Below are 5,424 nucleotides of genomic sequence, written 5' to 3'. Positions count from 1 at the left end.
CAACAGTTGCAACTTCAGCTCTTTTCCAAACAGGTTGGTTTATTGAAGGTGTTGCAAACTCAATCTTCGTTCTTTATACTTTAAGAACTGAAAAGATACCATTTATTCAAAGTAATCCATCATGGATATTTAACCTTTCTATTTTAGGTGCGCTTGCAGTTGGATGGGGACTTCCTTATACTTCTATAGGTCGTGCTATGGGAATGGTTCACATAACTCCATGGTATCTTCTATACATCTTCGGATTAATGATTGTTTTATGTGCATTAACTCAAGTTGTTAAGAAAATCTACATTAAATGCTTTGGTGCATTACTATAATTTAGGAGGTAATTTTAAAATGAGTGATTTAACTATCCTTGGATTCATTGTTGGATTTATTGCTTATCTTGGTCTTCCTATATTTGTATTAAAAAGACAAAGCAATAAAAAGAAAAAGAAGATCTAATTTAAATTTATTAATAGTCTACAATAAACAGGCACAGTAATTTTATATCTTACTGTGCCTGTTTTAATTAAAAGCTTATTTTAAGCTTCTTCTTTATATTTACTTATTAATTCATTTTTTAAATCCCATAATTTTTGTGAAAGGTCAACATAGTATTCATGTGGATTTTCAAATCTTTTTATTTCATCCCATAAAGATTCAATTCCTTCTTCTCTAACCTTTCTTATTTCCTCTATACTTGGGCATTTATAAACAAGTTCTCCCTCTTTAAATATTTGAACTTGAAGTTTAACTGCTTTAAAGTTTTTAACTGTTTTTCTTTTCCATGTATGAACTGGATTAAATATTCTATAAGGCTTAGTATCATCTATATACTCACCTTCAACAGTTAATATATCCGCAATAGCTTTCCCTGTTTCATTATCAAATAATCTCCATACTTCTTTAGAACCTGGATTAGTTACCTTTTCAACATTTTCTGAAAGCTTTATTCTTGGCATCATAACACCATTTTCTTCAACTGCCATAAGCTTATATACTCCACCAAAAACTGGCTCTGATTTTGCTGTTATAAGTCTTTCTCCAACTCCATAAACATCAATAGCTGCACCTTGCCTTATTAAATCTCTTATTATATATTCATCTAAGCTATTTGATGCAATAATCTTACAGTCATGTAACCCTTCTTTATCTAAAATTTTTCTAACCTTCTTTGAAAGATATGCTAAATCCCCACTATCTAATCTTATTCCCTTAAGTCTTTTTCCCATTGGCTCTAAAACTTCTTTAGCAACCTTTATAGCATTTGGAATTCCTGAATTTAAAACACTGTAGGTATCTACTAAAAGAACACAATTATCAGGATAAGTTTCTGCATAAGTTTTAAATGCCTTATACTCATCTTCAAAAAATTGAATCCATGAGTGAGCCATAGTTCCAACAACTCCCACACCATATCTTTGTCCTGATATAGCTGTTGCTGTTGCTGTTACTCCTCCAATTATAGAAGCTCTCGCCCCTAAAATTGCAGCATCACTTCCTTGTCCTCTTCTTGCTCCTAAGTCAAACACTGTACTTTCTCCAGCTGCCATAACTATTCTATTAGCTTTTGTTGCTATTAAAGTTTGATGATTTATAGATAAAAGAAGCATAGTTTCTATAAGCTGTGCATCTATTATATTTGCTTTTATTGTAACTATAGGCTCATTTGGAAATACTGGTGTCCCTTCTGGAATTGCATATATATCACCTTTAAATTTGAAGTTTAAAAGATATTCTAAAAACTTCTCATCAAAAATATTCATTTCCTTTAAGTATTCTATGTCTTCCATATCAAAATTTAAGTTTTCTATATATTCAATAAACTGTTCAAGACCTGCTGCTATTGCAAAGCCTCCCTTATCTGGAACTCTTCTAAAAAACATATCACAAACAACTTTTTTATTATATACATCCTTTGTAAAATACCCATTTGACATTGTAAGCTCATAAAAATCTACAAGCATACTTAAATTTTTATTATCTTTTAAATCTAGTTTCTTCATCTCTAATATCCTCTCCTACTACTATCATTATTACATATTCTCCCTTTTAGAATATGTTTTTCCAAAATAGAAACCCATATTTTAAAATTCATGGGTCCAATCCTTATTAAATTTATATAACTTTGGTGGTCTATATCCACCTACATTTTCAGACATTTCTGTCTCTACTACCATAGACTTTATTTTTTTTCTAAAATTTGATTTTCTAAGTTGTTTTCCCAAAATAACTTCATAAACCTTTTGTAATTCTGTTAATGTGAAATATTCATCTATTAACGTAAACGCTACCTCTGTATATTCGATTTTATTTTTCAGTCTTTCAAGTGCCATATTTATTTCTTTAATATGGTCAAAAGCTAACTGTGTATCTAAATCTTCATATACTGGTTCTATTATAAAATCTTTTTTTCTTAATATTCCTCTATCTTTAAAAACAATTTTAACCTTATAGCTTAAAACAGTTTTTAAATCATCTCCTTCTAAGGAAATAATATAGCTATCTTCAGTTCTATCCTTTATCTTTACAGTAAACCACATAACATCATCTGCATCATCACCTGCTATAGGATTTAAATTTTTACTACTAACAAGTGCCATATACGCTGATGATATTACTCTCATTCTTGGGTCTCTGTCTACATCTCCCATAAGGTAAAGTTGTTCTAAATATACATTTTCTATATTCGTTTCTTCTTTAAGCTCCCTATAAACAGCATCTTCAACTGATTCATCTATATCAACAAATCCACCAGGAATTGCCCATTGTCCTACAAAAGGATGATCCCCTCTTTTAACAAGCATTATTTTAAGCTCTTTATCAGGAACTCTCTTCTTATCATCATTAAATTTATCATCAACTGTAAATAAAAGCATATCTACTGTAACTGATGGTCTTTCATAATCCTTTGGCTTATATGCCTTTAAAAATTCTTCTAAAGTTTGTCCTTTTTTATTCTTTCTTAAAGCTTTCATAAACTCACCATCTTTCATTAACTTATTCTCTTTTTTATAATAAGTTTATATTTATATCTTATGCTCAAAAAAAGAATAAGTCAATACTTTTTTGAATTTTCTAAAAATTCTCCTTATTTTCTTTTTTGTTTATTTTTCTTCCCCTTCACCATATATTAATCTTATAAAATCTAATAAAGGATGTGATATTTTGATACCTTTTAACTGTAGTTCTTTTGCCTACGTTTTTTCTAGTACTCTTTTACGAGTAGACTTGGCTACTGGTTTATATACTGACCTTGGCACATTCACTCCTAATGGTTCATTTAATGCTGTTGGATATAATTCTCTTGATGGATATATGTATGGTTATAATACCACTACTAATAGAGTTGTAAAGCTTGGTGGAGATATGACTTCATTAGATTTACCATCTATTCCAAACTTACCTGTTCAAGCTTATAATATTGGCGATATTCAAAATGGATATTTATATTTAACAGTAGGTGCTTCATTAACTTATTTTGTTGTTGATATTAATCCATCTCGTAGCACTTATTTAAATCTTGTTGATCCAAATACAAAACTTTTAACAACTTCTGGTACCGTTATAACTGGTGCTACTGTTTCTCTTTCTGCAATTGGAGCTGGTGATTGGGCTTTTAGTCCTACTGATGGCATGCTGTACTATATGAGAAATGCTGATGGAATAATTCGAAGGATGGATCCAAATACAGGTGTTGTTACTGCTCTCACAACTTCTAATGCACCTGGTACAGGACAATATGGTTCCCTTTTCTTTGGCCCTTCTGGAGAACTTTATGGTATTGATAACTTAACTGGAAATGTTTTTAAATTTGTTATTTCAGGGACTAATGCAACTGGAAGCACTTTTTCAAGCCTTGGTCCTATTTCAGGTGGAGATGGTGCAAGATGTGCACAAGCTCCAATATTTTTTGCAACCCTTGAGGACCCTCCTATAAAAACCTCTTCCTCCTATGTTAGATTAGGAGATGATATTATTTATACTATTGCAGTTAAAAATATTGGTAATGTTCCTGCAACAAATGTATTTTTACTAGATACCTTAGCTACAGAAACCACATTTATAAACAACTCTTTAACTTTAAACAATATACCTGTAGCAGGAAGTCCAATTTATCCTAATGGTATAAATCTTGGAACTATCCCAGTTGGATTATCAACTGTAACCTTTAAAGTATCTGCAACAGCTCTTCCTAATTTAAATCCTATAGATAATACTGCCACATTCACTTATAGCTTTACAGATACTTCAACGGGAAATACCTTTACCAAAAGTGCAAATACAACTTTCACACAAACTACAATTTTAAATGTAACGCTTGCCTCTTCTAAATTTGTAGATTTTAGTTATGCCTCTTTAAATGATATCTTAACTTACACTATAACTTTAACAAATTTAGGGAATACAATAACAAATAGCTTAATCTTAATTGATACACTGCCTTCTTCTGTATCCTTTGTTTCAAATAGTTTAACTCAAGATGGAACTGTCGTTTCAAATATAAATTTCCCAAATATTACTCTTCCAAATAATATTAAGGAAGGTACAACTTCGACTATTACATTTAAGGTTTTAGTAAATTCTGTTCCTATACCAAATCCACTAATAAACAATTCAACAACAAAATTTACTTTTATTGTAAATCCAACAATTCCAACTATCTTTACTGATACTGTCATAAGTAATAGTGTTTCTACAACTATAGTAGATAACTCTATTTCTCTCACTAAAACTGTTGATAAAGTCTTTGCACTTTGTAATGACACTTTAACTTATACTCTCACTCTATTTAACAGTGGAAATATTACTCTAAAAAATTTAATCTTGTATGATACAATTCCAACAAATACAGTATTTATAACAGATTCTGTCTTTATAAATAATCTTCAAGTACCTTCTATTTCACCTGAAAATGGAATTCCACTAAATAATATAGCCCCACTTCAAACTATAACCGTTTCATTTAAAACACAAATAGTTTGTATATAAATTAAAAGGACTATCAGATACGATAGCCCTTTCAATTTTAGTATTCGATTTTGAAATTTTATCTAATAAATATAGTTAGCATACCTAATGCTACACTTATTGTAGTTACTGCCACTAAATCTGAAACCTGTCTAGATACACGGTTAACCTTCAAACTTCTACTATATGACTTTTCATTTAAGCCCATTACTGAGGTTTCTTCCATGTGATTTATGTGACTATGAATTTGATCAAAGTAATCTTTCTTTAATTTCAATAATCTAAATCTCCTAAACTTTTAATATTTTATACCCTTATATTATCACAATTATTATATTTGTCTAGAAATGCACTTCATCAATATTACAGTTTAAGACTGTTTTCTTTGCATTATTTGAATTCTATATTACTTTTACTAATACATTGTAGGTTTTTCTCATTATTAACCTACACTTTTAGTAATTAATC

5 protein-coding genes are annotated in these 5,424 nt (G+C 29.9%); 2 read left to right on the top strand and 3 right to left on the bottom strand.

The features are described from left to right. Window positions 1–320: cation transporting ATPase C-terminal domain-containing protein (locus ACRC28_RS14120; RefSeq protein WP_438544086.1), on the top strand; the 320-nt coding region annotated here is incomplete at its 5' end. A gap of 207 nt (window positions 321–527) precedes the next feature. Here the strand turns inward: ACRC28_RS14120 and ACRC28_RS14115 are convergent. Then, window positions 528–1,991 (bottom strand): nicotinate phosphoribosyltransferase, encoded by a 1,464-nt coding sequence (locus tag ACRC28_RS14115; RefSeq protein ID WP_438544085.1) that lies wholly within the window; start codon window positions 1,989–1,991, stop codon window positions 528–530. An 81-nt stretch (window positions 1,992–2,072) separates the two neighbouring features. Continuing rightward, window positions 2,073–2,981 carry an NUDIX hydrolase gene (locus tag ACRC28_RS14110; protein ID WP_438544084.1) on the bottom strand — a complete coding sequence of 303 codons (909 nt, stop codon included), beginning with the start codon at window positions 2,979–2,981 and terminating at the stop codon, window positions 2,073–2,075. Window positions 2,982–3,153: 172 nt separating this feature from the next. Here ACRC28_RS14110 and ACRC28_RS14105 point away from each other — a divergent pair, with 172 nt between their 5' ends. Further along, window positions 3,154–4,977, top strand: a complete 1,824-nt coding sequence (locus ACRC28_RS14105; RefSeq protein ID WP_438544083.1) for a DUF6923 family protein — start codon at window positions 3,154–3,156, stop codon at window positions 4,975–4,977. 58 nt (window positions 4,978–5,035) lie between these two features. Here the strand turns inward: ACRC28_RS14105 and ACRC28_RS14100 are convergent, their stop codons facing one another. Next, the gene (locus ACRC28_RS14100; RefSeq protein ID WP_438544082.1) at window positions 5,036–5,233 is read right to left on the bottom strand and encodes a hypothetical protein; all 198 of its coding nucleotides are present in this window, start codon (window positions 5,231–5,233) and stop codon (window positions 5,036–5,038) included. Window positions 5,234–5,424: the final 191 nt, after the last annotated feature.

Origin of the sequence: Clostridium sp. (assembly GCF_051650885.1) — a bacterium.
Classification (GTDB): domain Bacteria; phylum Bacillota; class Clostridia; order Clostridiales; family Clostridiaceae; genus Clostridium.
The sequence above is the reverse complement of the archived record's forward strand: the minus strand, read 5'-3'. Positions and strand labels throughout refer to the sequence as shown.